Raw genomic sequence first — 26,573 nt, 5'->3', positions numbered from 1 at the left:
ACACCTCCAGGCACTTCACGTGTATTAAAATCTTCTTAGATTTGATTTAATCAGCTCATGATAGAACAACGACAATACCGTTACGAACAGGTGATCCAAAAGATTGAAGAAACGATACAAATTCTTCAGCTTAAGCCTGGGGACAAAATCCCTTCGGTTCGTAAGATCAGCACTACATTAAACGTAAGCACGACTACCGTATTTCAAGCTTATTCCATAATGGAAGACCGCGGGCTGATCACCCCCCGGCCCAGGTCCGGATTCGTGGTCAGCGGTAAACGTGAAGGCACGTCCAGTTCCGGTAAAGGCATTATTCCGTTACCGGAATTTGTCAATGTTTACGCAATGGAGCGTATCATGATGAAAAATACCCGAAAATATGGCGTAATCAATTTCTCAATCCTTGCTCCTGTCAATGAGTTATTACCGATAGCGAAGATCAATAAGGCAATGCAGGCAGCCATAAAAGAGGTAGCGATTGACAATTACCAATATCCATTCCTGGAAGGACATCCGCGATTGCTGAGCCAGGTTGCCCTTCATTCTTTTGAATGGAATAAACGGATACTTCCTGACGACATACTGATTACCAACGGTTGCCTGGAAGCGATCAGCCTTTGCCTCGACACCGTGACCAGGCGCGGGGACATCGTGGCCGTGGAATCGCCGAGCTATCACGCGATCCTGCAATGTTTGGAAAGCAGAGGCCTGAAGGCCCTGTCTATCAGTGTAGATCCGGCCACCGGGCTGAATATTGATGAGCTGGAAGTAGCCCTGATGCATAACAAAGTGTCTGCCTGCGTTTTTATGCCTTCCTGCCATAACCCTACCGGCGCCTCGATGCCCGAGGAAAACAAAATACGTTTGGTGAAACTTCTCGGGGAACGGAATATCCCCTTAATCGAGGATGACGCTTTAGGTGAACTCTATTTTGGCGCTACCCGACCATTACCGGCCAAAGCCTACGACACCTATGATAATGTGCTTTACTGTTCATCCTTTTCAAAAACGCTGCCACCGGGCTTCCGCATCGGCTGGGTAGCTGCCGGCAAATATCAGGCAGAAATCGAAAAGCATAAGTTTTCCAATAATATATCCACCAACAGTCTTTTACAGGACGCTATTGGAAGATATCTCGAAGGCGGTACCTACAACGCTCATCTGAAAAAGCTGCGGGCTGCGATGAAAGTACAGCACATTAAATATAAAGAGGCCATATTGAGGCACTTTCCCGAAATTATCAAGCTTTCCAGCCCGTCCGGAGGATTTAGTTTCTGGATCGAATTTCCGGAGCAGCTTGATATCACGGAAATGCAAAAGGTGGCATTGATGAAAGGCATCAGCTTCTGCCCTGGGCATATTTTTTCTCCTTCGGACCGTTTCAAGAATTATATCCGGATTAACAGTTGTCCGCTATTTAACGCGAAGATCGACTCATCGCTGGCAATCATTGGCAATTTGGCCAAATCAATGTTATTGAAGGATTGAACCTACTCAAAACGTAAGCGATCTCACCAACGGTTAGCTGCGTGCTCAAGATTTGGAATGAAGAAGCCTTACGCGGAGTAGGATATAAACTTTTTTGTTAATGAAATCTTCTATTTAAGAGCCCCCAGTACCTCGTAGCAAATCGGGTGAGGCTTGCGCTATCGAAAAAAATCTAATTTTTATTGTAAGGAATTGATTGTCGTGCCGACCAATTCGTAAAATAATTATTCAACTAATTAACAATAAAAAAAATGAAATCATCAAGAATATTTATAGCCGTTGCCTGCCTCGGATTGACAGCAATAGTGGCTCAGGCATTTACCTCTATTAAAAGCGAAAAATTAACCAAAGCGGCAACACCGGGAAAAGGTTTTGCAGTGATCGAACTGTTTACCTCTGAAGGCTGCTCCAGTTGTCCGCCCGCTGATGCGCTGGTGGCCCGTGTGGAAAAGGAAGTGACCGATAAACCGGTTTATATCCTGGCCTACCATGTAGATTACTGGAACCGCCTGGGATGGAAAGACGTTTTCAGCAGCCCGGAATATTCGGCCAGGCAAAACCAGTATGCTGATTGGCTGAACTTGTCATCGGTTTACACGCCGCAGATCGTGGTGAATGGCCGTAAAGAATTTGTGGGCTCTGAGGAAGGCACCTTGCGCAATGCGATCAAATCGGACCTGGAAATAGCGGCAAAGTCTGAACTGGCTTTGAATAATATTAAAGTCGATGGTGACAAGGCCACTATACACTATACTACCGGTGCAGTGAATAACTCCGTCCTGATTGTTGCCCTGGTTGAAAAGAACGCCACTACCAAAGTACAACGGGGTGAAAACGGCGGCCGTACCTTATCTCATGTACAAATAGTGACCCAGCTGAAAAGTATCGCCTTAAACAATTCCAAAGATGGGACAGAAAATCTAAGCTTGCCCCACGGTTTTGATCCGCAGAAATGGGAGCTGATCGGTTTTGTGCAAAATAAAGCAAATGGTGAGATCACAGGGGCTACAAAAGCTGAATTTCCATCAGTAATGAATGCTCAGGCATCCAATTAATGCGTATTTTGGATATTCTGGGAGTCTTGATCAGTTCATTCCGTTGACTTTAGGCAACCAGGTTGTGTTTGTGATGACAGAAATCTAATTTGATGGCCAATCATAGCCCTTATTCGTGAAAAGTGTCCGTCCGATTGGGAGACGATCTTCTTTAAAGGACATATCCTGCTCCACCTGCCGGAAATGGAAGGTGATTTTCTACACCGCTATCGGAAAGTCAAAAAAGAAATTACGGGCTGGGTTATCGAACATTTACTGTCCTGGAGGAAGAAGTCTTGTTCGAGATCCGCAGCGGTGCCTGGAACTGTAGTTTTAAACTTGGTAAAACCTTGATTTCTTAGTTTATGGAGTGATTATTGTGGTGAATTAATAAGAACTACTTGTACGCTTTTTCAAAATTTACAATTACTAATCGTTAACTGCCCTAGCAGCCCTTATGGATACAGAAAATTTAGCGGCGCAATTACTCATAGCCAACCAGGATAAGGCCAAGTTTGAAGCAGAGTTGATCCTGGCTAACATCGAGTTGGGTTTTCAGAATGAAGAAAAACTAAAGCGCGCCGCCGAACTGACCATCGCCAACAATGCACTGGACCTGCTCAATAAAGAAAAAACAAAGCGCGCTGCCGAACTCATTATCGCCGATAAGGAATTCATCTTCCAAATTGCCGAAAAAGAAAAACTTGCTGCCGAGCTGGTCATTGCCTATACCCAGTTGGATGCACAAAACCGGGAGCGGGAAAAGCGTGCTGCGGAGCTGATCTTAGCCAATACCGAACTCATCTTTCAAAATAAAGAAAAAGAGAAACGCGCGGCGGAGCTCATCGTCGCTAATGAAGAGTTATTATTGCAAAACCGGCTAAAAGAAAAACTGGCCGAAGAACTGATCATTGCCAATAAGGAGCTTATTTTTCAAAACCTGGAAAAGGAAAAACGGGCAGATGAGCTTATTATCGCTAATAAAAAACTGGTGTTTGAGAACCAGGAAAAAGGCAAGCGGGCCGCCGAACTGATCATTGCCAATATCGAACTGGACTTCCAGGACGAGGAAAAAGAAAAACGCGCCGCTGAACTCCTAATCGCATTGAAAGAACTGGGCTACCAGGACGAAGAGAAAAGCAAACGGGCCGCCGAACTAATTATCGCCAACCGGGAACTACTGGTGCAGAAACTCGAAAAGGAAAGGCGGGCTGTAGCTGAAGCCAAGAAAGATGAGTTTTTCAATATGGTCAGCCACGAGTTTAAAACACCTTTAACCAATATCAAAGTGATTCACCAACTGCTGGAAAAAAAAACGGACAAGGCGGACAAGTTATATCCGTTTCTGGCCAATGCAAGCAACAGCATCAAGCGGTTGGAAAAACTGATCGCCGACCTGCTGGATGTCACCAAAATCAATTCCGGCCAGATCGATCTCAATATTACGGCGTTTTACTTTGCTGATGCACTGACCAATAGCATCGCCAATGTAGAACTGACCGCTAATCAACATGAGATCATTCTCGAAAATTCAGTTGAATTACTGTATTCCGGTGACCAGTTCCGGATTGAGCAGGTATTAATCAACCTGCTGAACAATGCCATCAAATATTCGCCAGATGCCCGCCAGGTCATTGTTAATGCGAAAGTTGCTAAAGGTCGTATCGAAGTCTGTGTAAAAGATTTTGGTGTCGGCATCGCCGCAACAGACATCGACAACTTGTTTCAGCGCTTTTATCGCGTCAGCAAAACCGCCATCCAGTTCCAAGGTGTCGGCCTTGGTTTATATATCGCTTCGGAGATCATCAAAAAGCATAAAGGTACTTTTAGCATTCAAAGCGAACCTGGCAAAGGCAGCACCTTTTGTTTTAGCCTGCCTTTAAATCAAACCCTTTAATTGCTTTTAGCGACCTGCTTCCGTATACTTTCCTGAATGCCGAAATTGAAGTGACCGCTAATAATGTGCATAATTGACTTTTAATTTTTACTTATTTTGTATACTGGTAATGACGGATCGGTGTGTTTTCCGTGGCGCGATTCTATGTATCGCGCCATTTTGATTATATATATGGCGCGATACTATATATCGCGCCACTTTTTTATTGTATTTGTCACAATACTAAGTATTGCGCCAAATGGAAAAGCCGTTTAAACCCATAGCAGAGGGTCATGGCATTGGAACGCATTTTCTTCAAACGGTTTGATACTTAATGGAGGAACTGATGACCTGTTTCATGCCTTGGCTTAATGCAATAATTGCGTCCATGTGCCGTTTCCATAATAGCTCCATTTTTTCGTACTTTAGTCTATTCAAAAACGGGTATGTAGCCCATTGCGGCTGACCTCGTTGGATGTAGGTTTATGGCGAAAGACGCGAAGTATATACCATTTCCTTTATATCTCATTTCAGGGCTGCCGGGCAATCTGGACGAGATCTTTGATTACGGCATCTCCAAATTCGCCAGGATGGTAGAGTATACCGACCTGTCAACGGTTTTCCGGCAGGTGCTCTATGCCTATTATCGCGGCAACCTGCCTGCATCCTTACTCCGAAAAATTAATTTCCTGGCTGAAGAAGAAGCTTTTATTCCTGACGAGGATTATAACGGATTTACAGGTGACGGGCAGGAATTTAACCCGGAAACGGGTGTGGATGAATTTGCTCAGGCGGGTGAACAGGATGAGGACTTTCGGCAGGCTTGTATCGATTACTGGCAGATGCAGCAGGCGATGAAGATATTGAACCTGAACGGCGGTGATATTGATACCATGATGGCCTTCGCCGCAAAAACGCAACGCGCTATTGATGAATGGGAGAAAAAGGGTGGCCGTGATGTCACCGTGATGATGAGCATCAATATTATGTTTGAGTTTTACCGCAAAACTAAGATGCCCTACGAGATCGACCTTTTAAGAGCATTCCTAAGCATCAAAAGCATTATTGGCAATAAGGAGCTTGTAGGAACAACCAAGGATTACATTTTAACGCGAATGACCGGAGCGCGCAAAAAGGACCTGCTGCCCCAAATGCTCAAAAAGGGGGGTATCAAAGCGATGTATGATACCTATTGCAAACGTTACCAGATCGATAAGTTGCTTAGCGAATTACTGGCCAGGGGTTTTATTACCGGTAAACTCGCTCATAACCGCCGGATCTATTTGTCGACGCACTATACAACAGCAGAACTCCCTGAAGCCGTGCATCAATTATTGCTCAGGAATAATACCAAGATCAAACGGGATCGGAATGCCGCAATTGAACAGGATGCGCGGGCAAAGTTGAAAGCGCTGATCAAAGCGAGTGTAACAGCACCTTAATTAAGGCAAACATTAGTTCAGCATTACTACAGCATTACTTCGACAATAACTCGACGGCTTTAATAATATCATTAATAACTTTGTACTAATAATATCATCATAAAATACAAGAAAGTGTACAGGCATTTATCAATACCTGATAATTATTAATTATATGTCAAGTATTACGTGCGGTTTACTTGACATTTGAAAAATAAAAAGTAACTTTGATCTGCGAGAATTAAAAAAAAATGAAAGTAGCCGAAAAAATTGCAGACAAGATTGCCGGGATGCCCGACGGCAGTACTTTCGGCTACCGGGAACTGCCGATAGAGCGCGAGGAATACACCGCCGCCGCGAAAGCCATCGAACGCCTGGTCAAAAACGGCCTGATAACGCGTGCATCAACCGGGCTGTTTTACAAACCTAAACGCTCTGCTTTCGGTATACTTAAACCCGATGAACAGGAATTGCTGAAGCCTTATTTATTTTCAGCCGGGAAAAGGATCGCCTATATAACCGGGACGCTGTTGTATAACCGGATGGGGCTGACCACGCAGGTGCCCAAAAACATTAAAATAGCTACCCGAGACAAACGGCTGGAGTTGACACTGGGTAACCAGAAGGTGACGTCGATCAAAAGCTACGCAGATATCAATGATGATAATTACCGCTACCTCGAATACCTCGATGCCATCAAGGACTTTAAAACGATACCCGACCTCAACAAGGAAGCTGCGGTCAGGCTGTTGAAGGACGGTATCGGTAAACTCGAAGACCGGGCGCTTTTTAAAAGGCTTGCCTTGAAATACCCGCCACGCGTAAGGGCCTTGGCAGGGGCTTTGATGGAGCTTGTTAGCCCCAAGGAAGATCTTAATGCACTGCACAAGAGCATTAACCCGCTCAGTACTTTTAAATTCGGGCTGAACAAGGACTTATTACCTAACACCACGACCTGGAACATCGCCTGAAATGACTTTACACAACAACCCGGAGCTGTTTAAAGATGCGATCGCTGCGACCGCCCAGAAATGCGTTTCTTCACTGAACATCAGAAGGTCTGTAAAAAGTTTCTTTTCATTTGCTTTTCATTTGAGATAAGAAATAAACATAATGGGTGATACACAGGCTTTATTCCGGTAAAAAAGGGAATTGTCAGGATCGAAGACTCTACCGGCAAATGGATCATAAAGCCATCGGGCAGAGATCAAATTGAAGTTGAGTATACCATCCAGGTCGATCCCGGAGGCTTCCTTCCTGGTTGGTCAATATATTCGCGAAGCAAGGGCCAATGAAAATTTTCAAGGCGTTAAAGTTGCAGTTGAAAAAGCCGGCTTACAAAACTGTCTATTTTGCATTCGTTCAAAATTAGTCGGGTAATTGAAGGCTTTCTTTTGCACCGCATACCAGACAATTTCTTCAGCAGATTTTGCAGACAATAATGGTCAGCCATTAAGGGAATTACAACAATAAAAAGGGCAAAATATTTGGGGTCCCGGGTCGTGATCCTTATCTTTGAATTGGGATAACCGAGCGTTCTTTAAAGCTTAATAAATCGTGTCAAAATAACTGGTGCCCTCAGTGGTGCCCTGACGTGATGAAAAATGATAAAAAAGTGCATTTACAGCACCCAATGACATAATACAAAATCCCAACGGGATTATTCCTTGTTCTTTGGAAGAATGATCATCACTTTTTGTATTTGCTTTTTACGGTAGATTTACTTATTTTAGGGAAACAATTAGAGTTATTTCGCCTCATTGCGTGATTCGTAGCGTGAAAATTATTTGTTAACGTAAGATACTGATAATCAGATTACATATAGCGGATGTTCGGAACCCTCCCTCTCCGCCTTCTCATATAAATAGCCTGCTAAAGCGATAATTTTTAGCAGGCTATTTCTTTTTTCAAATACCTGCTGTTCATCCATAACCTTTATGAACGCTTTGTAATTATTAAAATGAAATAATTATAGAGTTTTGCGAGTTCAACCTCCTTTCTTCATATAACGTAGGACACAGTTTGCTTTGTTATTGTAACGAATGCTACGCTGACCACTAAGCGCCCCTTCATTATGCCCGAAAAAAAATGCAAATATATTTGCGCAACTCAAAAGTTGCACATATATTTGCAACCTGAAGGTTGCTTAATTAATAACCAAGAATGAAACAAGATATATTCCAGGCCATATCAGACCCAACACGGAGGGCTATTTTAACGTTAATCGCTATCCAGGCATTAACACCAAATGCAATGGCTGAAAAATTTGATATGACCCGCCAGGCGGTATCAAAACATATTAAAGTATTGCACGACTGCGAATTAATTAAACCCGAGCATAGTGGCCGGGAGATTTATTATCACTTTAATGCAAAAAAAATGCAGGAGTTTGACCACTGGTTAGCCCAATTCAGACAAAACTGGGAAACTCAATTTAGCCAACTTGATCAATTATTAACAACAATTAAAGAACAAGCCACAAAGTAGCGTTGATACTAACAAAAATATTAACTAACCATCAAAAATAATGAACAACGATTTGCTATTTGATTTTAATGTTGACAAGGCAGCGAAAATGGTTTATATAACCAGGGAGTTTAATGCCGGGCAATCTTTAGTATGGGATGCCTTTACCAAAGCCGAATTACTGGACCAATGGGGGGCACCAGCACCTATGCGTGCCAAAACAAAGTACATGAATTTTGAAGTAGGCGGGCGGCGCTTTTACGCGATGATAAGCCCCGACGGGCAGGAGCGTTGGGCGGTGCAGGAATTCACATCCATTACCCCGAAAACCAACTTTAAGATGTACAACGCGTTTGCAGATAAAGACGAAAATCGTGAGCTGCCGGGATCTGAATGGGATTACATTTTCAGCGAACAAAATGGCAGGACAAAAGTGAGTATCACCATTTTTAATGAATCATTTGAGCGCTTGGAAAAATTATTGGAGGGCTTTAAAATAGGCTTCACCATGACCTTAAAAAACCTGGAAGAACTATTAACCACTTTATCGCAGAAATGACAAGAAGAAAAATAAAAACTTAAAAATAAAATCATGAGAACAATTAATCCGTGGATCAACTTCAATGGAAATGCTGAAGAAGCATTCACTTTTTACAAATCAGTTTTTGGCGGCGAGTTCACCAAGATCATCCGTTTCAAGGACCTGGCAAACGATGAGTTTATTGTAGCTGAAGCTGAGGCAAACAAGTTAATGTACATTGCCCTGCCAATTGGTAAACACAATGTGTTAATAGCTAACGATGTTCCCGAATTTATGGGGAGGGTAAACGAAAGCGAAAACAGGTCTAAAATATTGGTTAGCGCCGAAAGTAAGGAAGAGGCCGATCAAATATTTAATGGATTATCGGCAGGTGGGGATATTGAAGGCCCAATTGGCGATGGTCCCTGGGGTACCTACGCCGGCATGTTCAGGGACAAATATGGTATTGAATGGATCGTGGAATTTGACCCAAAGTATAACGGGTAAATTTAACTGAAGAGAAAAGCGGCCCTTTTATGGTGCCGGGTTCAATGCCATAAAGTTATGCCAACCATTTGCTTGTAAGATCTGATTACGGCTTTAAATCCGGTTTAAATTTTTAAAGTCGTCAAAGAGGTCCAAAATGGTTTAAGGTATTCCTTTGCACTCCCTCCTTTCCGCCGGGTAGTTTACAAAAAAGCAAAAACGCGTAAAACCACTGATTTTAGGCGTTTTTGTTTTTAATCGCGGCAAATTCGATCATGATTTCTCAATCTGACTGGCACCTCTTGCAAAACCTGCCCAGTTTAGACTGGCCGGTGTCCTGTTTTTTTGCGGGCCGATGCGGGGGTCCTTGCTGATCAAAAACGGGGAGCATACCGGCAGGGGTGACAGAAGGGTATGTAGAAATACTATAAATTGAGATTTTGTTTTGAAGCACAATGATGCATAATGAAAGAACAGGTAAAAAAGGTAGTTTGATGAGTAACTACCCGCCTGCGAAAAATATCATGTGCCTGTTTAAACTGACAGTATTTAAACCGATTGTTTTTGCTGACAGGGTTCATTAAAATAAGCTCCCTGTGATTGTTTTAACAGGATTTCCGCGCTCAAGGACACAGTGGTTCTGCCAATAGCTCTGCTGCTGCTCCATTAATTGCGCGGTCTGCCAAGCCAATATTTTAGCTTCGAGCCTTGCCATGCAAAGTTTCTTGTTTTCCAGTTGTGACCGGGTATCCATCGCCATCACTTGTATACCTGATGGGAGGTGTATGCCTCGGACCGCGGTTTCTACCTTATTCACGTTTTGTCCGCCCGGCCCTGATGAGCGGCATGTTTCCAGCTTAACATCTTTCGGGTTCCATTGCATCAACTCCTTCACATTAAAAGCCACTACGCCTATAAACCAGTTTTTACGTTTATGATATTTGCGGTAAGGGCTTGGGGCTATCCATTGCACGGTACCGGCCCAATCCTTAATAAATGCGTCCAGGCTATCACCAATGGCCATCATCGTAGCCGAAAGCAATGTTCCATTCAATTCGCCGGACTTATTTTCCAGCACCTGTAATTCAATGCCCTGCTGTTTACCCTGCTTTATCATCAGGCTTTGCACGCAGGCTACAACCCGGCAGCATTCTGCCGGGCCTTTGCCCGATGTAATTTGTACGATCATTTTTTTCATCACTACTCCTTATTCATTCTAACAATTTGCGGAAAAAACTTACCCTGGATTTCAACCAGCTCATGTTGCGCGGCAATTACAGTTTCAATGTCCTTGTAAGCTAAAGGGTTTTCTTCTACTGTGCCGCCAATTAAAGTAACGCCTGCATTTGCCAGCAGCTTCTTCATGGCTGATGCAGTCATGCTATCCTTTGCATTTTGCCTGCTCATTGCCCGGCCCGCACCATGCGATGCTGAATATAAAGCATCTGACACCCCCTTACCAGATACCAGGTAAGCCGGCGCAGTCATACTGCCCGGGATAATACCGGGCTCGCCTAGGTGTGCAGGCGTTGCACCTTTCCGGTGAATGATCACCTCCCTGCCATCAGCGAGGTGCTCTTTCCAGGCAAAGTTGTGATGGTTCTCTACCACACGTAAAGCTTTTAAACCTAACGCCCTTAATAGATTGGCATGAATACGTTCATGACAGGCTTTGGCATAGTCACCTGCCAGGGTCATCGCCATCCAGTATTCTTTTCCGGCCTCGCCATCCATATCCAGCCAGGCAAGTTGCTGCGCATAGCGAGGTAATTTGCAGGTGTTCATAGCTATTTGGGTATAATGTTTGGCAATAGCCGAACCTAAACCCCTGCTGCCAGAATGCGTTAATAAAGCCGGGTACTTTTTAGAGGGTAACCCCAGGATATTATCAGCCAGCAACTCAATTTCCCCAAACTCAACAAAATGGTTGCCATTGCCCGATGTTCCTAATTGTCTTACCGCTTTACCGTGGAATGGTCTTAGAAACGACAGCTCATTAAATACCGGGCTGTCCAAAACCTCGTGTTCCTGTCGCATGTCCAATCCGCCTTCCATACCAAAATGCGTATGATCTTTTAAGGCTTGTTTAATTTGATGTGCAAACCGTTGTACAAAGCCATCACTCCCGTCAATAATTGACAGCGCCATGCGGCAGCCGATATCCATCCCTACGGCGTAGGGGATCACGGCGTTGCCGGTAGCCAATACCCCACCAATAGGCAAGCCAAAACCCATATGCGCATCAGGCATTAAGGCGCCCTGTAAACTAACCGGTAATAGGTTTGCCAATTCCATTTGCCTTTTAGCCGAAGCCTCGATACCCTTGCCCCCGTAAGTTTTACAATAAACGGGTTCATCTCTCAGCTCAAAGGATCTCGACGGAACCCCTTCGACCTTGCCAATCATTTTTGCCGCTATTTTGGCAGTTAACTCGTTATCCAAAAATGCTTCCGGATTATTTTTAATGTTCACCAGCAAATCAAGCAATTGCTGCTTACTGTGGTGTTTGAAATTTTTAGAGGCTACACCGATAACCAGGCTTCGCAGTTGGTCGTTATGATAGCCTATTTTACTTAAATCTTTTGTTCTTAAATTGCCCATGTGGCTTATGTTTCTAAATCCAGGTAAGCTTCTTTCGGGCTATACCTGGGTATGTTTTTAATTTTGTTAATGTATTTGGTCCGAGCGCAAGTCCACCGGTTCCACCGGTAACCCCGGCCACGAGTTAATAAATTAATACGAGGTGCTAAATCATGACGGTCTATATGGTTGTCAATCCATGCCAGCTCTTTTTCAATATCGCTGTCTTTGAGTTTTTTATGTGTTATCATATTCGGCACAACCTTTAGCACAAAGCGCCATTGCTCTGTAACCACATATTTGATTTCAAGGCGCCGTGTTTTTATACTAAATGTCTCTATCAGAGTGAAGCAGGCTTTTTCCTGTTCCGATAAGTTCAGTCTGGCACTGTTCCACCAATACAGGTCAAATTCGCGTAGCGTTTGCTTCCTCTCAACATACCCATATTTCCCTTTACGTCTTTTTTTTCGTTTAAACGATTTATCGTGATGATATTCTACGGTGTTTATCTTCGGCAGCAAAGCTTCGTAAAACTCGGCCCCCGGGCTATGCTTCACATCTTCTCTCAATACAAAAAAACGTTTCCAGCCACGCTGGTAAGGTTCTTCAAGTGGAACCCACGGTAGTTTTGCTTGCTGATCCCACAGTACTTTGTGCCTCCTGTCAAGCCGTATCAATTGTTTATCGCGATCGGTTTTAACGAGCCGCTTTTTTTGCCGCGCCGATTTGAGACGGCACGGCCATTCATGTATGTCCATCGGACTTCCATTTAAATTTTTTTAAAAATTGATTTTTGATCTCAATTCATCCTTGAGTAAGGATATAGCCGCTTAAGAACGCTCAGATAAAACAGGAGGCAATAATTTACAGGGTCACCAGGGTAACCTTTAATTAAGTTAATAAAATATAGTGTTTGCCTGCCTGGTTAGGCAATGAGCGAAAGGGGCGATATGTAGCGTTGCTCTGTCATGGTTCCTTGATATTTAAAGCGTTTACAAATCAGGAATGGATGCAAAGATAGCATTTAATTTAAAAAGAGGAAAATCGGCCATTAAATTCCCCGGCAGCGGGAAGTTATAGCAATAAGCCCACAACGCTACATTGGCGCTGTTTTTAAATGATAAGCCCACATAGCGTCGTTGATCGCTTTAACAACTTGTTCAATATAATCCCGGTCCTTTGATATTAAACTGTCTGTTTCGCCGGATTTTGTATTAAGATGGACAGAATATTTCTCGTCCGTAAAATACACGCTTAAAATGGAAACGAAAAACAAGATTATCCCCGGGATCCTCCAGGCATTGAAAAACATTAACAGGAAGCCGATCAACGCTAACACAAGTTTAAAAGTTCTGTAAACTCTGACTGAACCTATTTTGACGTCCGAAATATTTTTTATTTCGACTACTTTATGTGCAACAATAAACCTTGTTTGTGTTACAATTACATTTTTATTTTCAAAAAAGCTGATCTCTTGCATATGCATTATTTTTATCGTTTGCTAATTTTTGTACCCTACCAAATCGGATAAATCGCTGCTGAATAAATTATACATCGTTGGCATTTCATTTTTTGAGAAAATGCCAACGATGTTAGAAGTTAGCGCGTTCGGCAGCCGGATCACTGATTTTCTGACCGGCTACCCCATCCTCAACACGCCGGGTTTTAATTTTCGCCCTCAATAAAAGATATAAAAAGACCGTGTTGGTTACCACGTACCTTTTAAACAGGCGCCTGGGCTCCTGTACCAGTCGGTACAGCCATTCGAGGCTGCTTTTTTGCATCCACACAGGCGCCCTTTTTTGCAGCCCGATCAAAACGGGCAATGCACCGCCTATTCCTACCAGGACAGCGGGTATTTTATCTTTCATTTCTGCCATCCATTGCTCCTGCTTTGGACAGCCGAGGGCAACAAAAACAATATTTGCACCTGAATTGGCGATTTTATCAATTACAAGGGTTTCTTCAGCCTCCGTGAGATACCTGAAAGGTGGCGAGTACATACCTACCACATTCAATAACGGAAAATCCTTTTCTATAAATGATTTTGTATGTTCAACGAGGCCGGAGGACCCCCCATAAAAATATACGGCAAGGTTTTCGGCAATGGAACTTTCTAATAATAATGGAAGCAAACTCATTCCATCTACCCGCTCCTGCGCGATACCGTGTAATATTTTAAAACTCTTCGCTAAAGGCATCCCATCCGGCGTAACGATGTCAGCATCGTTTACTACCTTCTGAAACGCTTTAGACCAATGTGCTTCTACCAGCATATGCGCATTGGCAACGCACACATACGACGGTTTATTTTTACTGCCCAGATCCATAATTGACTGCACAAATTCATCCCGTTTTCCTTTCGAAATATTTATAGATAAAATTTTTTCCTTTGTTAACATAACCAACGGAGTTTGATTTTCATAAATAGACCAATTTCTTCACCATATTAATTAATATTTAACCATCTTATTGTTGTAAATAAAGCGGCTACTTCACTATAAGGCCTGCCGTTTATCAGGGAATTTGAAAGCATATCGGTGCTCATCTTGTCTGATTCATGTTTTGTTTTCGAATGTAAATTTACCATTATTCCTATATATGTAATAGGAAATGATAAAATATTTTTACGACAACTCTGATTTTAATCATTAATTAAGTTTCTTTAAGGACTTGTTTTTTTCCAAATGAAATTCAGAAGAAAAACCGGAGGTTTTCATAAAAACAGACCCTGAAATTCCTGTGAAATCGTTTTCGGAAATTTTTACGCCTTTCCACACCGGCATATCATACACCTGAATACCGTTTTCCCCGGTGATGGTGTTTTTCCTGATCATGATATTTTCGGAGTAGTGGTTTCCTGCCGATACTTTCATCCTGATACATGAATTTCCCGGAGAGCCGAGCAGCTGGTTGTTTTGTATAGTTACATTTTTTGCGGGCCCGCGCTGTCCTATTTCAATAACCGGTGCATTTCCTTTGCCACCGTGGTTATCAAAAATATTATGCTCGATCCATGCACTCTTAACCGTATCAAAACCTCCTATGGATAAACATAAATTATTGGTGCCATAATTGCCGGTAATCCTGTTTCCGGTAACAATATATCCTGATCCCGTGTGGGCGGCGTACGCAATATTTGGTGTTCCTGCCCCCAATTGGATAGACCCATGTTCGATCACATTATTTGTTAAAGTGTCATTATCCCCAACCAATTCGTACCCGCTGCGGTGGGTGCCGCCGCCGTTTAAATGCTTATTGTCTTTAAAAAGGCAATTATTAAATACGCCGGAAATTCCAGAGGCATCATACCCATTACCGTCAAAAGTATTACCCGTAAAAACTCCGTGGTTGAGACAGGTGCCTGCACACTCAACCGCGAAATAGGCGGCATCCTTATTTTTAAAATAATTATTTCTGAAAACGATGTTAGAACAAACCTGCGATTGAAATGAGAATGCAGCATTTATTTTATCAAGCAGGTCCCAATTGGTTACGGTATTGCTATTAAATGTTAAGCCATTTATACCTCTTACTGAAACCGCACTTGAACCCAAATTATTGAACAAACAATTAAAAATCACGACATTGGTAATATGATCTGTAGGGCCGATCAAAAACACAGAACCATAGTTTTTTGACCCGGTAAATGAACAATTTTGAATAGTCAGATTATTAATTGATCCTTTGGGGCTAAGAGTAGATTTGATACAAAAAATATTTTTTCCTGCATTATTCTTCCCATTAGCATCAAACGCAATATTGCTTATCAGGATGTTTTTAGATACATCCGTTAACAGGAAGCATTGACGGTTATTTTGAGTCCCGTTTGTAAGTACCAAAACAGAACTGCCCCTAACCCCCACTATTTTACTATTGGGATAAACTACCAGGTTACTTATTTTATATATACCCTTTGGCACCAGCAAAACCTTCCTGGCTCCGGAAGCATATATAATTGCCTTTTGAAAAGCCGCGCTATCATTTTGAACGCCGTCGCCCCGGGCTCCAAACGTTTTTACGTTAACCGTATCTGCGCTAAAGCTTTCATTTTTTGAGGGTTGATCACGAACAGCAACCGAATAGAGGTGTAAATTAACCATCAACACCATACATATAATAGTGCTTTTAAATACTGAATAAAACATAATATTTTTTGGATTAAAAATTAACACTTTAAAACACAACCACCCCAGGAATAACCCACCCCGAAACCAATAATTACGATGTTAAATTTTTCGCCTTTTATTGCTTTTTCCCTTACGCGTGCTAAGCCAATGGGGATAGTTGACGACACCGTATTCCCTAAATCTTCCATATCAACGTAAAAGGCCTCCTGGCTTATTGAACACAGTTTTCGGAGCGAATTAAGCATATATTTATTCGCCTGGTGGAATACGAAAAGGTCAGCATCAGCCATTTCCAAACCATTTTTAGTTAAGGTTTCCTTAACTAAAGGAGGAACCGAGCGCAGCGTAAAGTTGAAAATCTCGGATCCGTTCATATAAAGGTGGTCGGCAGATAAAAGTGCGCCTCCTTCATCGGCTTTAACAGTGTTTTCCGTCTCCGGGTTGCGGGCGCCGCCAGCCCTTACAATTAAATTGTCGGCACCACGACCATCTGTTCCCAACACAAAATCACCAATCTCCGCAAATCCTTCGGTTGAGACAAGCGTAGCGGAAGCGCCATCCCCAAAAATTGACCGGTTGCCCTTATCTAGCGGATGGATATATTTGCTGTAGGTTTCGGCTGTCAGTAACAATATATTTTTTGCGATTCCTGCAAATATTAAGCCTTTCGCAAGGGATAAGCCATAGATATACCCCGAACAACCGAGGTTAAAATCCAGGGCGCCAGCCGTAGTAGGAATACCTAGCTTATTTTGAATTATACAAGCCGTGGTAGGCAAAAAATAGTCGGGGCTTTGTGTGCAAAATAATATAAAATCTATTGATTCGGGTCGAATCGCATGTTCTGCAAATAACTTTCCGGCCGCTTTCACCGCCATGTCGCCCGCAGTTTCTTCTCCTGACGCAATATGCCTTTGACTAACCCCTATTTTATCTGTAACCTTCTCAACACTCCATTCAGGAAATTCCTTCACCAAATCCTGGTTGGTAAGTGTATGTTCGGGTAAATAGTATGATATAGAATTTATATATGCTTTCATTTATCTTAAAGTTAAACCGCCATCGAGTAATAAATTAGTACCGGTAACCCATTTTGCAGCATCGGATAACAGATAGATCACCGCATAAGCTACATCTTCAGGGCTGCCATAGCCAAAAGGGTATCTTTTTTCATCCAGCGCCAGCTGCTCCTTATCCACCGAAATAGTTTCCAAAAGGGGCGTTTTTATCATTGCAGGCAAAATGCAGTTCACCCTTATTTTTTGGTTGCTGAGTTCGAGTGCCAGCACTTTCGCGAACGAAGTAATAGCGCCTTTTGATGCGCTGTAAATAGCGTTCCCGCTTTCGGCAACAATCCCGGCGGCTGTCGAAGAAATAAAAACAACGGAACTGCCTTTATTTATCTTTTTCTTTTTTAACAGCAGGCTGTTCATGTTGGCTATTGAGAAAAAATTCGTCTCAAACACCTCTTCAATATCTGCCCGTTGAATGAGCTTGGAAGGGCAGGTTTTTTGAATCCCTGCACAGTATACAACGCCATCCAGATTGGAGATGTTGCCGATAAAGCCCGACACCGCATCTCCATCATTTAGGTCCAGCGCTTTAAAAAGATGCCCATCGCCAGATAGCATAGCCATAGTTTCTTCCAAACGTTCGGAATTGCGGCCTGTTATTATTAAAGCGGCACCCAGTTTTGAACATTCAATTGCGCATGATCTGCCAATACCCGAGGAGGCGCCTGTTATTAATATTCTTTTGCCGGATAATGAAAAAGGACCATTCTCACCGATCATTTTGATGCGATCAAATTATATAAATCCTCAACAGTTTCGCAGCTGCGGAGTTCTGCGCCTGTTACAGGCTTACCATATTCTGTTGTCACAAAAGTGATGACAACTAAAATGGTTAATGAACTCCATTCTTCCAGTTCCTGGTATCTGGTTGATGCCGTAATTTCTTCCGGATCAGTATTGTCAAACTGATCGGCAAACTTTTTAACAAAATCTTGTAATTCCATGGTTGTATGTTTTTATAGTTTAAGGTGTGATTTAATTTCACTAATTCTGTTTATAAAGTATTTATTGTAGTTTTTTTGTAAAATCGCCAGTTCAAGCCTTTCATTTTCAGGGTATAGCATCTTTTCGTGGGCAATAACCTCTTCCGGTGAAAATTTAAAGCCGACCACTTTTGCCGGATTGCCCACAACAATTGCATATGGCGGTACCGAGCTGCGGCAAACCGTGCCACTGCCTATTATTGCGCCGCGCCCCACCGTAATACCCGCCAGCAGGGTAACATTTGCAGCCAGCCATACGTCTTCTTCAACAATAACATCTTTAGCTTCCTGTATGTCGTCTGCTGCTATGTCTAAAAAAAGTCTACCAACCACTGATGGGTGGCTTCCTGTTACCACAGTTAGTCCTTCGGCCGAAGCAGAGTTCTTTTTCATGATAAACTTTGCCTTGGTTGTGATTAATAACGAACGCCCCAGGATATGTGTGTTTTCGCTTAGATACACATTCTCAATGCCTTTAATAAGAATTGGAAATCTGACACGTGAGGTAGCGTGGATTGCTCCAAACTTTGACCGCCTTGTTTGAAAATAATTTCGATAAAAGCCATTAATTGATGACAAAAACAAATTGAATGAAATTTTCTTCTTTAAATTTTTCATTAATAAAAAGTATAAAAGCACATATCCTTGCCGCTCCCGGTATCACATCCTCTGCGCCGGGAATAATCTTTTTCTAAATTTTCTTCACCTCCACAAAATTTGCATCGCCTGTTTTATCCGCATAGGGTTTTGAAAACAAATCAGCTACTCTTCTTTTTGAATGTTTTATAGCGGTATCTATCCTTGACTTTATCCGGGAGGCAATCCCCATTTTCCGTTGAAAAGCATTTTGATAATGTTGGGTTATTTCCACCCTGTCCGGAAATTTGAAGGTTTCCTTTAAACTGGTGTCCAGTTCCGGAATGTAACGGCTATCAGATCCGGTTGTATGGGTAGCCTGGTTATCAAATCCGATATTCAGTATTTTTGAATTTTTAGGATATAATGTAAGTCCATTGATCCGGAACTGGTGATAAAGCCACCTGATCCCCCATGAATCGAGTTTATTGGTCATTTGCTTATGCAGCATGGCCGAAAGGTCGCTTCCGCCTTTATTAAAGGCTTTTTTTTGTGCTATGCTTTTTTCGAACTCAGGGTAATCTTTAACCTCCCAATCTATTTGTTCCCATCTGTCTTTCCATGTGGCCCACCCCCATGACCAACCCCTGTTTAAAAAATAAGCATCGTCATCATTCTTCGATGAGGGGTTTAAACTAAAGGAATACCCGGAAATAGAAAACACCTTGTTACTTGAAGTGTAGGTATCAAGTGCCTGGTTCATAAAAGCCAGAAAGTTAGGCGTTAATAAAAGATCATCTTCCAAAACGATGGCTGAATTATAAGTTTTAAACACATCCGAGACGCCAGATATAACGGATGATGCCAAACCCTTATTGGTTTCAGAAAAAACGTACTTCACACTTTTAAAGCCATCAATCTGCTTTATGTAATCGCGAACCTGGTTTACCGAATTAGTGTCATTTTCATTCTTTGGTCCGTCTGAAAAAATAAATAATTCGCTTTTACTTGCCAGGGGATTATCCTTTAGCGTGCCGATGGTTTGTTTTAACGTGCCCAGTCGTTTATAAGTAAAGATGATAATAGGTGCAAGTGTCATACTGTTGGATAATATTGTTCAACAATTGTGTTAATTTTCTCTTCCCATTTCTGTTTTAAAGCAAATTCAGTTGCAGCTTCGCTCATCTGTTTTACCAATTCAGGATTTTGGGAAAGCTTTAAAATAGCAGCTTTTAATTCGCCGATAGCGATCTCCGGGTTATCCGCACTACAGCGTATACCGGTCTGGTCGTTAATGATAAAGCCTTGCCCGTGCAGGTTTAGTGTTATAACTGGCATACCGTATGCCATTGCTTCGATACATTGAGGCGGGCAGGAGTCGCGCAGGGAGGTGAAAAAGAAAACATCATAGTCCCGGTAGTACTTTTTTATCTCTTCAAAAGGTACTTTTCCTTTCCACAACACGGTATCCTGTAACTGGTATTCCTTTATTTTATCAAGGAACGATTCCTTCATTTCACCATCCCCAACTACAGTTAACACAATGTCCTTATATTCCTTAAGTTCTTTCATTACATCAAGCAGCAGCAAAACTCCTTTGCGGGGTAAAAAACGGCCCGTCCACAACAAGTTAAGCTTTCCTTTTTGGGGAGATTTAATAATAGGATGCTGCGGGAAAAAACTATCAGGAAGCGCAGCGTCCAGAGAAACCTTTATATTTTTAACCCCGAAAGAATCAAGCATTTTAAACGTATCGGGGTTTGATACAATTACCGTTTGCGCTTTCATAAACATGGGGCTGCAGGCCGGGTTGTAACGGAGCATAAGCCGGGTAACCTTCGCCCGCTTTTCTTCGGCCGCCCAATGCTCCTTAAAATACTTCTTAAAAGCCAGGGGCGCTTCCTGGCCTCCGCCAGCCGGGCCAAAAATAAAGGGGACACCGAGTTTATGCATAAACGAGCCCATTTGAGCACTTCCCCAGGATACATGATGGGCAATGTCTATTTTTAAATTCCGTTTTAGAATCCTCGCCTTTCGCCAGGCAAACCACTGCCATAAAATGTAGTAAGCATACATGCCGGCTGTCGAAAATCTGTATAACCGCTCTAATCCCAAGGGGAGGGTAATATAATGGAAATAAAGATTTTCAGGAGTAATTTGCTTTTCGATCTCTGTTTTTCCAATATTCCTGGTAAAGCAATGTACTTCAAACCCTCTTGACGCCAAGCCGATAGCCCAGTTCCATCCCAGGCCGGGCTCGGACCCTTTTGAAGGATCACATGAAAATGCCGATAGAATTACTCTAAACATAACTTATACCCAATAACCGATTAGCCTTCGAAACGTTCCTAAAAATAGATGTGTTGGTAATGCATAAACAGGGCAATGCCTGAATGCATACCGGTAAAACAAGGGCAGATTACCGCCGCCTTTTATGCCAAATAAATGCTGTTTATACCCTTTAACAGTTTTCATGGCTTTAATTTGATTTGCACCGCTCGCTTCCGGATAGGTGCCTATCCTTGCGTCAGTGGCGCAAAATAACGGAAACCCATTTTTTACGGCGCGCAGTGTGAATTCATAGTCTGCCATGTAATGCGGAAAATACTTATCGTCAAACAAACCGATCTGGTCAAATACCTGTACCGGAATCAGCAACCCCCTGCCAGGGAAATGCGTAACCGGCAATAACCCTTTGTCCGTTTGTACACTATTCAGGTGCTTTATATTTTTTGTGCTTGACTCAAGGAACCAATTCAATTTTTCGCCACAATAAGTAATTTCTTTAGTATTTACGTCGATTGAAGCTGAACCAATAATTGAATTTGCAGGCGCATTATCTATTGCTTTATATAATTGCGCGATGTAATCGGACTCCGCAACCGTATCATTATTCAGTGTGAGTATATGCAGTGCATTTTCCTGTAAAGCGTATCGGATTCCCTTATTTACTGCGGCTGTCCACCACATGCTGTTATCGCCCTTCAATACAATAACCTCCGGAAATTGTGAAGCAATATGATCACTTGTTCCATCTGTCGAGCCATGGTCAACAACAATAATTTTAAATAGCTTATTGCTTTGCCGCATTAAGCTATTTAAAACGGCATGGGTAAAATGCCATCGGTTATATACAGGGATAATTATAAATAACATGTTAAATTTTACTGATTACTCTTCATTATTATCAACCGTTAACTCATTCAATTGTAAAGCTTTAGCGCGAAAAACATTTAAATACCAATTTTTAAAATTTAAAAAATACAAGGCGACCTGCGTATCGGTCATTGCCCTGAATTGCTTTGTGCTTACCAACCCAATAATGATCCATAAAAAATAAAAATTGAGGTCGAACTGTGTGAATTCTTCCATAAAAAACAATAGCCAGCGGGATATGATTACCAGGCCGATCATTTTACTAAGCCAGTTATTGGAATAATAAATGGCGTTGTGCGAAACCACAAAAAGCAATAAAGCATAAAGGACAACGCCGATAATACCTGAATATAAAAGGGTGTTCAAAAAGCCAACTTCCGAACCGTACCGCTGGTTGTTTTCAACAAGTTTATCAAAAGATTCGGTTTTGTATTTTGCTACAGCGCTGCCACCTAACAGCCAGCTATCCTGGGCATTCAATGTTTTAAAAACCTCCAGGTAGATAAAAGTCCGCGTATCGGCAGTTAAACTTTCGTCATCGCCGGCATTGCCTTTGTTGTCTTTTACAACGTAACTGTCATTTTGTGAGGCCTGGTCGAAAATATTGAATTGCCCGGTTACCGCTAAAAACAAAAGGACGAGGGGTGCAAAAATCAAAACGAAATGGATCAATTTAAGCCATCCGACGGAAATGTAGCTCCTTAAATACCAGGTAAGAAGAATAAGGATAGAAATAACAATTTTTATAATATTCGTTCTGAAATCGGTTACCACTACTACGGAAGTTATCGCCACAATCAGAATGAGCACCCGGTACCTCATTTTTAAATACGGAATCATCACTATAAAAAAACTTACCGGGATCATTAAACGCGAATACAACTGACGGTTGGTTACAAAGCCAATTGGTATTGCCAGGAAACCAAGGAGAAAAAGAAATCCTATCACATAGTTAAATGTGGCCTGAGAGAGGCTCATGCTTTTACCAATGAAAAAGGCCAGTGGTATTAAGAAAAACAAGCCCGAGTTAAAAAACAGGAATTTCCAGTCCCAGTAATCGTGCGCCAAAAATACACCTCTGATAATCGTAATGATATTCCATACCAGCAAGAGTTTAAACAGCACGGAAACGGTGCCGGAGAGATCATCCTTCCAGTCGCTTTTACTTGCAACCCAGATCAGGTTAATTAAGACCAAATATTTAGCCGCTAGTGAAACAGGCACTATTAAAGTACTTTCAATCCCCTTGTTTCCGATGTATAGCAAAGCATCAGAAACAACCAGGAAGATGAGGCTAAATATTAAGATCTTTCGGAACTTCATTTGTTGTATACCAGCGTTTTATTTTCTACCTGTACATTATTTACTTTTTTTAAAAACCGGGCCGGATTTCCTGCCCATATCTCATAGGCCGGAATACTTTTTGCAACAAGCGAGGCGGCGCCGATGACGGCGCCTTCACCAATAGTTACCCCTTTTAAAATTGTTGAATGGGCCCCGATAAAAACATCGTTACCAATAATAACTTCTGCATTTGATGTATTTCCCGCATCAGTGAACCGATCTCGCCTTAAAGAAGGATCAAGGCTGTGAAAGTCAGTATCATAAATTACGGTGTTCCCCCCAATTTTTACGTGGTCGCCAATGGTAACTTTTTGCCTGCAAACGATAGTAGTTCCGCTCATGCCCGTGTTGTTACCAATACTTAATACCGCATTTGGGCTAACCACAAAAAGGCAAGGACGCTGACGGCCGATTTTGTTGTACCTGTTGCCATTGTTCATCCTGAAATTTATTCCAATAGACATTTTTCCTTTACTGTTGACCTCAATTTGTGGAATGCCCCGGCTTACTAATCCTAAACCGTAATTCACCTGGTTACCATTCAATTTTATAATCGTAACTACCGAAGAAAATACCCGGTAGATGTATTCAAAAACCGCTTTAAACGACCTGTATAAAAAAGAAAAAATAGTCATCGCACATTGCCGGTTAAATGATTAATATTTTTTATCGAATGCATTCGCTTAAAATTGTGTTTAAACCATTCATCGTCCTTATCCCACCATTTAAGGTCATCAAGTTTCGCAATCTCATCTTCAGCAAACCGGTATTTTATAATCTTTGCAGGGATTCCGCCTACAATAGCATAAGGAGGGACATCCTTAGTAACCACAGCTCCGGAAGCAACCACAGCCCCGTTGCCGATCATTACACCTCCCCGGATGATTGCCGATGCACCAATCCAAACATCATTGCCGATTAAGGAATCTGAATATTCATTGAAATATTGATCGTCGGCAAACGTGATCCCGCCTGCCTGAGCAAGCTTTGAATAGAAGATAGGATGGATGGAAAAGAACTCAGCCGTAGGGTGGTTTCCCAATCCTATATAAACATTTGGCCCTATACAGGTAAACTTACCAACCGTAACATTTTGAATAAATGAATTTGCGCCAACGTATGAAAAATCACCCATGGTGGTGTTTATCACCGTGCAGTTAAGTGCCAGGTAATTATTCCTGCCAAATCGGGAGCTTTTTGAAACACTAACTTTCCCCACTAATTTCATTGTTGGGTTTTTATATTTAAGCCTGATCAACGAAAAGGTTACCCTTAAATAATTATTTACAGGCAACAGAATTATTTTTAAAGAAAATCTTATCCACTTCATTTTTATCTCTCAACTTTCCATTTGCCTACCAATAGCAGGCACTTTCAACAATGGCTGCTTTTTTAGGCCGGTTTTTATCGCCGGGCCGGATCCAGTATTCATTATATAAATTAGTATAAGGGTATACGATGTAGTTCTCCCATCGCTTTCCCTTTATACCAAACAGCAATTGGGTTACTCCTCCCAGGTGAATTGCTTTTTTACCCATGTCTTTAACAAAAGAGGCCAATGGAAAACCATAAGCGCCGCAACCCAGTATGCAAACATGGAAGTCGGTTGCTGCTATCTTTTCCTTCATGGAATCCAGGGCATCAAACCAACTGTCATAGGGTGTATTTTCGCGCGCCAGGCTTTGCACTGCCGGTATGGTTGTTAATTCAAAATCGGGCAGCAGTTTGTTTTCAAATAAATATTCGCGTACATCAAACTGATTTTTTATCGCCTCATCAAAAGGGTGCACAACCAATACCTTTTTTCCCTCTAAACCCCACGTCCAGGGATTAGGGGTAAAAAATGGTTCAAGGTCTTCAAGCACTACTTTTTTTGAACGGGAAAGCTCCTCATTAAAAAACTTTTCCTCTTTTAGCCACGAACCCAAAACATCAACATTTGGCAAAATTCCGATCATCATTTCGCAAAATCTTTCGATGTTTCCAATATCTACCGGGAAAAAGCCCGACCAATCCTGCATTTGCTGCATAATGGATTGGCTCCACCACCATGCCGGGCTTTTGCCGGTTACATAGCCTTTAACCGATTTGTATTTACTTTGCTGCTTTACACCCAAATAGTTAATCATACAGGCCAGTTCTGTTGATCCTAACCTGGCCACCATAAAAGGATCATCAGTCAGCAGCGCGTTTTTTATCAAATCATTGGCATACTCCTTTACCGGGAACAATTTCCAGTTACGGCCAAAATTTGAGCTTTCAGCATCAATCTTGCTGTAAATTCCTTTTAAGGACCTGATGGGGATATTAAGAATGTTTTCCATTATCAATTAGCTGATTAACAGTTACTTAGTGGCTCCTTAACCAACGCCTCCGTTTCATAAACAACTTTTTTTGCTTTCCATTTTTTGTAAGCATCCCTGATATACTTCAATGCAGGTTTTTCAATAGCGTAAGTCAAGGTTGTGGCGAGCAGCACCGAAAATATGAGCGGCACAATTACATAAAACAACTGCAGATCTGAAAACTGGCGCAACCGGTAAATTATGGCGTACCCGATAACATTGTGCAGCAGGTATAGCGAATAGGAAATTGTACCTAAAAACAGCAATACCTTATTATTAAGCCACGAAAGTTTTTCGTAAGTGAATAAGTAAAACACGGCATAAATACCAGCCAGGATAGCCAGCGAGCCGTAGTTTTCATCCGGATGGGTTAATAACCATTTACACTCCACCAGGAAACTTGTGCCAATAATTACATTGTTTAAAAAGCTTGCGCCGTTTGTTTTTATTCGGTAAAAGTTAATGCCGGCAATAAATAATGGCGCGTATTCCAGTATAAACAGCACATCGATATATTTTTTAAAATGAATGCTGAAAAGTGAGGATATGAGCGATAAAGTAAGCCAGCCTATACATATGATCTCGATCTTTCGAAGCAACCTGGCCAGGTAAAGGCCATACATAAGAATATAGAACGTAAGCTCCATTTTTAAAGTCCAGTAAACCTGATCAATCAACCGCACCTTGGTAAACCCCTGGAACATGGTTATATTGTACAGAATCTCTTTTGGAGTATAATGGCCCAGCGTGGGTACCGGTAAAATAGTTATAATAAATGCCGTTAGGAATATAGCTGTCCAGTAAGCGGGGTATAAGCGTGAAAACCGGGAGACAATAAAATCAAACTTATTTTTGCTTCGCTCAAGGGTCATGAATATTACAAACCCACTGATGATAAAAAATAAATGAACAGCCAGGTTACCATGGCTTAAATAAAGTTTATGATCCGAAAAAAGCTTAAAATGAAAGTCGTAAGCATAGGTATAGTGATAAAGCATCACTGTTAAAACAGCAAGCCCCCTTAAAGCATCCAATTCGGCCAACCGGCTTCCTTTTTCTTTTTGTGTTCGATTTACAGCGATGGATTTCATAGGT

General features: G+C 42.0%; 26 protein-coding genes. 8 read left to right on the top strand and 18 right to left on the bottom strand.

Features of this window, described 5'->3' with window-relative positions; translation table 11 throughout:
- Positions 1–57 precede the first annotated feature (57 nt).
- The 8 genes from MgSA37_RS27850 to MgSA37_RS27815 all read left to right on the top strand — a co-directional run bounded on the left by MgSA37_RS27850 (position 58) and on the right by MgSA37_RS27815 (position 9,312).
- Positions 58–1,488, top strand: coding sequence for an aminotransferase-like domain-containing protein (locus MgSA37_RS27850; protein ID WP_096357109.1), 1,431 nt, complete (start codon positions 58–60; stop codon positions 1,486–1,488).
- Positions 1,489–1,739: 251 nt separating this feature from the next.
- Positions 1,740–2,543: a DUF1223 domain-containing protein gene (locus MgSA37_RS27845; protein ID WP_096357107.1), complete on the top strand. Its 804-nt coding sequence runs from the start codon at positions 1,740–1,742 to the stop codon at positions 2,541–2,543.
- A gap of 436 nt (positions 2,544–2,979) precedes the next feature.
- Positions 2,980–4,419, top strand: a complete 1,440-nt coding sequence (locus tag MgSA37_RS27840) for an ATP-binding protein (protein ID WP_096357105.1) — start codon at positions 2,980–2,982, stop codon at positions 4,417–4,419.
- 464 nt (positions 4,420–4,883) lie between these two features.
- Positions 4,884–5,840: a hypothetical protein gene (locus MgSA37_RS27835; RefSeq protein ID WP_096357103.1), complete on the top strand. Its 957-nt coding sequence runs from the start codon at positions 4,884–4,886 to the stop codon at positions 5,838–5,840.
- A gap of 230 nt (positions 5,841–6,070) precedes the next feature.
- Entirely contained in the window at positions 6,071–6,790 is a 720-nt protein-coding gene (locus MgSA37_RS27830) for a DUF6088 family protein (RefSeq protein WP_096357101.1), read from the top strand.
- Positions 6,791–7,982: 1,192 nt separating this feature from the next.
- On the top strand, positions 7,983–8,306 hold the full coding sequence (locus MgSA37_RS27825) for an ArsR/SmtB family transcription factor (protein WP_096357099.1): 324 nt from the start codon (positions 7,983–7,985) through the stop codon (positions 8,304–8,306).
- 40 nt (positions 8,307–8,346) lie between these two features.
- Entirely contained in the window at positions 8,347–8,844 is a 498-nt protein-coding gene (locus MgSA37_RS27820) for an SRPBCC family protein (RefSeq protein WP_096357098.1), read from the top strand.
- Positions 8,845–8,877: 33 nt separating this feature from the next.
- On the top strand, positions 8,878–9,312 hold the full coding sequence (locus MgSA37_RS27815) for a VOC family protein (protein ID WP_096357096.1): 435 nt from the start codon (positions 8,878–8,880) through the stop codon (positions 9,310–9,312).
- A 559-nt stretch (positions 9,313–9,871) separates the two neighbouring features.
- Here MgSA37_RS27815 and prfH read toward each other — a convergent pair.
- From prfH to MgSA37_RS27725, 18 genes are all read right to left on the bottom strand, one after another.
- On the bottom strand, positions 9,872–10,480 hold the full coding sequence (gene prfH, locus MgSA37_RS27810) for a peptide chain release factor H (RefSeq protein ID WP_232010748.1): 609 nt from the start codon (positions 10,478–10,480) through the stop codon (positions 9,872–9,874).
- Between the two features lie 11 nt (positions 10,481–10,491).
- Complete coding sequence (locus MgSA37_RS27805; protein ID WP_096357092.1) at positions 10,492–11,892, bottom strand: RtcB family protein; 1,401 nt, start codon at positions 11,890–11,892, stop codon at positions 10,492–10,494.
- A gap of 5 nt (positions 11,893–11,897) precedes the next feature.
- A complete protein-coding gene (locus MgSA37_RS27800; RefSeq protein ID WP_096357090.1) occupies positions 11,898–12,629 on the bottom strand; it encodes a hypothetical protein in 732 nt (243 codons plus the stop codon).
- Between the two features lie 338 nt (positions 12,630–12,967).
- Positions 12,968–13,357, bottom strand: coding sequence for a DUF6232 family protein (locus MgSA37_RS27795; protein WP_096357088.1), 390 nt, complete (start codon positions 13,355–13,357; stop codon positions 12,968–12,970).
- A 106-nt stretch (positions 13,358–13,463) separates the two neighbouring features.
- Complete coding sequence (locus tag MgSA37_RS27790; protein ID WP_096357086.1) at positions 13,464–14,273, bottom strand: WecB/TagA/CpsF family glycosyltransferase; 810 nt, start codon at positions 14,271–14,273, stop codon at positions 13,464–13,466.
- 249 nt (positions 14,274–14,522) lie between these two features.
- Complete coding sequence (locus tag MgSA37_RS27785; RefSeq protein WP_157750773.1) at positions 14,523–16,019, bottom strand: glycosyl hydrolase family 28-related protein; 1,497 nt, start codon at positions 16,017–16,019, stop codon at positions 14,523–14,525.
- 20 nt (positions 16,020–16,039) lie between these two features.
- Positions 16,040–17,041, bottom strand: coding sequence for a ketoacyl-ACP synthase III (locus MgSA37_RS27780; RefSeq protein ID WP_096357082.1), 1,002 nt, complete (start codon positions 17,039–17,041; stop codon positions 16,040–16,042).
- Positions 17,042–17,794, bottom strand: a complete 753-nt coding sequence (locus tag MgSA37_RS27775) for an SDR family NAD(P)-dependent oxidoreductase (RefSeq protein ID WP_096357080.1) — start codon at positions 17,792–17,794, stop codon at positions 17,042–17,044.
- Positions 17,791–18,018: an acyl carrier protein gene (locus tag MgSA37_RS27770; RefSeq protein WP_096357078.1), complete on the bottom strand. Its 228-nt coding sequence runs from the start codon at positions 18,016–18,018 to the stop codon at positions 17,791–17,793. Before MgSA37_RS27770 ends, MgSA37_RS27775 begins: the two co-directional genes overlap by 4 nt.
- A 12-nt stretch (positions 18,019–18,030) precedes the next feature.
- On the bottom strand, positions 18,031–18,675 hold the full coding sequence (locus MgSA37_RS27765) for an acyltransferase (RefSeq protein ID WP_096357076.1): 645 nt from the start codon (positions 18,673–18,675) through the stop codon (positions 18,031–18,033).
- Positions 18,676–18,748: 73 nt separating this feature from the next.
- Entirely contained in the window at positions 18,749–19,732 is a 984-nt protein-coding gene (locus tag MgSA37_RS27760; protein WP_096357074.1) for a glycosyltransferase, read from the bottom strand.
- The gene (locus tag MgSA37_RS27755; RefSeq protein WP_096357073.1) at positions 19,729–20,943 is read right to left on the bottom strand and encodes a glycosyltransferase family 4 protein; all 1,215 of its coding nucleotides are present in this window, start codon (positions 20,941–20,943) and stop codon (positions 19,729–19,731) included. Before MgSA37_RS27755 ends, MgSA37_RS27760 begins: the two co-directional genes overlap by 4 nt.
- Positions 20,944–20,946: 3 nt before the next feature.
- Positions 20,947–21,789 carry a glycosyltransferase family 2 protein gene (locus tag MgSA37_RS27750; RefSeq protein WP_096357071.1) on the bottom strand — a complete coding sequence of 281 codons (843 nt, stop codon included), beginning with the start codon at positions 21,787–21,789 and terminating at the stop codon, positions 20,947–20,949.
- 15 nt (positions 21,790–21,804) lie between these two features.
- Complete coding sequence (locus tag MgSA37_RS27745) at positions 21,805–23,112, bottom strand: hypothetical protein (protein ID WP_096357070.1); 1,308 nt, start codon at positions 23,110–23,112, stop codon at positions 21,805–21,807.
- Positions 23,109–23,768, bottom strand: a complete 660-nt coding sequence (locus tag MgSA37_RS27740; RefSeq protein ID WP_096357068.1) for an acyltransferase — start codon at positions 23,766–23,768, stop codon at positions 23,109–23,111. The genes MgSA37_RS27745 and MgSA37_RS27740 overlap by 4 nt, the downstream gene beginning before the upstream one ends.
- Positions 23,765–24,463 carry a CatB-related O-acetyltransferase gene (locus MgSA37_RS29610; protein ID WP_311732844.1) on the bottom strand — a complete coding sequence of 233 codons (699 nt, stop codon included), beginning with the start codon at positions 24,461–24,463 and terminating at the stop codon, positions 23,765–23,767. The genes MgSA37_RS27740 and MgSA37_RS29610 overlap by 4 nt, the downstream gene beginning before the upstream one ends.
- Before the next feature lie 25 nt (positions 24,464–24,488).
- The gene (locus tag MgSA37_RS27730) at positions 24,489–25,457 is read right to left on the bottom strand and encodes a hypothetical protein (protein WP_096357066.1); all 969 of its coding nucleotides are present in this window, start codon (positions 25,455–25,457) and stop codon (positions 24,489–24,491) included.
- Positions 25,458–25,471: 14 nt separating this feature from the next.
- Complete coding sequence (locus MgSA37_RS27725) at positions 25,472–26,569, bottom strand: acyltransferase family protein (protein ID WP_096357064.1); 1,098 nt, start codon at positions 26,567–26,569, stop codon at positions 25,472–25,474.
- Positions 26,570–26,573 lie beyond the last annotated feature (4 nt).

The sequence above is a fragment of the Mucilaginibacter gotjawali genome (genome assembly GCF_002355435.1).
Taxonomy (GTDB): Bacteria; Bacteroidota; Bacteroidia; order Sphingobacteriales; family Sphingobacteriaceae; genus Mucilaginibacter; species Mucilaginibacter gotjawali.
Note: the sequence above shows the minus strand (reverse complement) of the source record. Positions and strands in the feature narration are given on the sequence as shown.